General features: G+C 58.0%; 1 protein-coding gene. It reads right to left on the reverse strand.

The genetic code is table 11. The features are described 5' to 3' along the window. Nucleotides 1-27: 27 nt before the first annotated feature. The gene (locus tag ACMLHG_RS05375) at nt 28-2712 is read right to left on the reverse strand and encodes a hypothetical protein (RefSeq protein WP_417169813.1); all 2685 of its coding nucleotides are present in this window, start codon (nt 2710-2712) and stop codon (nt 28-30) included. Nucleotides 2713-2857 lie beyond the last annotated feature (145 nt).

Below are 2857 nucleotides of genomic sequence, written 5' to 3' on the forward strand. Positions count from 1 at the left end.
GTTCTTCTTCCAAAATGTTTCATTCGGTCATCTCTCCTGTTTCAGATACGTTTCCAGTTCCGCCGGCGAACCTGTGCCGGTCACCAACGCCGCATAGGGGGAGTTGGCAACAAACCGGTTGCCGAAGAGATCCACGGCACACCATTGTTTCGAATCCGCCGGACTCCATTTCGCTTCCCGGTACGCGGGGTCCGGCAGAAGAACCGCTGTGCTTTTCGTTCCATCCGAGAAAATCGAGGCATACACCCGGTTCCCGACAGTCACCCGCCGCACAAACCGTTTTCCCTCCAGCAGCGAAGTCAGGTTGGCGTAAGCGGCGGCGGAAGGATGCAACTCTCCCGCAGCTGTAATCAGCAGCCGGTGCGGGTTCAGGGTGCCGTATCCATTGTGCAGCCCCATCGAGTACAAAAATATCTTCTCGACGCCGCAGCCGAGCAGCGAAGTCACGAAGCGGACAATCCGGTCTCCGGTATCGAAAATTTCCGCAGGCGATGCCCCGGGCGGAATCGTCCGGTAGAAGCCGTCGCACGGTTCGACCAGCGGCGATCCTTCGGTGAACCAGACCGGCCGGGGAAGTTTCCCGCTATGGTTCCGGATCGGTCCGATCGCCCGTTCATATCCCCGTTCGACCTCATCCCCAGGAAACCCGGTCAAGCCGGTCAGATACTGGTGATAACTGATCGCGTCACAATCCTCAGCCGCACCGAGTTCCGCCATCCGGCGCGAAAACTCCCGACCGGGGACACGTCCTTCCGACCCCAGGCTGTCGGTGGTGTTCACACCCAGAACCCGTATGGATTTTCCAACGTTCCGGACGGCCTGACGGACCTGTTTCTGCATTTCATAAAACAGCTTCGCCGGATCATCCGGACTCAGGTAATATCCACCGCCGAACGAGGCCCAGCGCTTCGCATTTTCCGGCAGTTTCTTTACATAATCCATGTGGAAAAAGAGCGGCAGCCACGGTTCATTCCAGACATCGAAGACATCGACCTCCCCGGCATAACGCCGGATAATCCGCTCACAATAGCTCCGATACTCCTCCATCGAGAGCGGCAGGAAATAGGGAGAAGTGACCGACTGGCGTAATGTCGGGTACGGAGCACTGCTCTTCACGGCATAACTGCGGAAGGATGGCGCCGTAGTAAGTTCCCCCAGCAGTTTCAGATGATGTCGCCGATAGCGCTGGATTCCCGCATCATCGAAATGCCATTCTCCCGGCTTCCGCTCCAGGTACGCCCAGCCCAGCAGCTGAACTCCGGCATCGTGCAGACGAACCCAGTTTGCGCCGACCGCCTTGGCCATCACAAGATGACGGTTGACCGGCTGGACATGAATCCCGAACGGGGAATCCGGAGCATCTTTTCCCCAGTGCACCGGGCGCGGCAGCAGATTGACCACCCGTTCGGCAACCGGAACTGCAAGAGTTTTTCCGGCGGCATCCAGCTGAGACGCCTCCAGCCGCCACGCTCCCATCCGGCGTTCCGCCGGCAGCTCCAATGCCACCGTCTTCCGAAGCGTTCCGCCATTTCCGGGAAATGGAATCCGGCAATTGACCCGGTCGCCGTACAGGTTGACCGCCTCAATCTTCAAGGTTTTCGCTTCCGGAGCTGGCCGGGCAAGCACCCGCAGAGAAACCGGCTCACCACGGAAAAGGATTCCGGCGGCGGCATTCAATCCTGTGTCAGGGGCAAGTTCCGTCCAGCCGCTCCGTCCAGCCTCCGCCAGTTTCTCCGGCACACCGGCATAGAGAGCATCACACAAAACGGTTCCCCGGAACGAGAGCTCCAATGTATAAATCCCTCTTTCGGATGCGGTAAACGGCACATCCACCCGGCGCCACCCTTCTTCCGGCCGGAGAGAAAAGGAGCGTTTTGCAACAATCCGGCTGCCGCACCGGACAGCGAGTTCCCCCGAAGCGGCCCCTTTCAGCATCATCCCGGCGACAATTTTCCGGCCGGACGGAGGAGGCAGCATCGGAGCACTGTAAATGGAAAGCGTATCGCGATAGTCATAACTGGTCATCACTCCGGAACGCATTTCAATCTTCAACGGCGTCATGCCGCTGGGCCCCGTCTCGCCGGAAGCCGGCGAAAAAACAACATGATCTCCATCGGAAAAGCAGTTCTGCCAGCTCCAGGCTCCCGGAAGTCCCAGCTCCAGAGAGTACTGCCGGAAGAGATTCTGCTCCAGCCCCGTTTCCGGTTTAGCCGGAACCAGCTCCACATCCTGCAGATCGAGCACGGCGACACCGTTGAACTGCATCAGGATCGACAAGGGTTCCCCGGCGGGAAGTCGGCGCAGCGAAAAGACCTTCGACACCTCCTGCCACTCGCCTCCGGGATGAACCGACGTTTTAAACAGCCAGCGATACGGAGCATTCACCATCCGGATTCCGGTATTGAGTCTGCCCCGCCCCAGGAGCCGTACCTTGAATCGAAGCTCCCAGGTGCCGGGCTTCAAATCCGCCGGAAGCCGGAAATCGAACTGGCAGTAGCCGCTTTCGATTTTGCGCACGTCAGCACGTTGAAACGCCTTTCCGTTTTCCCGGTGTACCGAATAGTGAACCCACGCCTTCGCCCATTCGGAATTCTCCCGCCATCCGGGAAGCAACTCGCCGGTCACCCGGCCATCGGACAGCGCAGGATCAACGGCAGCGGACACTGTCATCAGCCATGCCACCGCCAGAAGCAGAGACAAAAAACGGCCCATATCCTCTCCTATGATAAAATTCCACTTCGATGCCGGGAAAAACTCAATTTTTTACGAGTTTGAATTGAGTAAAATCCTCAAACATCCAGTTGTTTTTTAATGTTCGATACACGATATCGAGGAATTTGCGAGCCAAGGCGATATT

Origin of the sequence: Victivallis sp. (genome assembly GCF_048170485.1) — a bacterium.
Taxonomy (GTDB): domain Bacteria; phylum Verrucomicrobiota; class Lentisphaeria; order Victivallales; family Victivallaceae; genus Victivallis.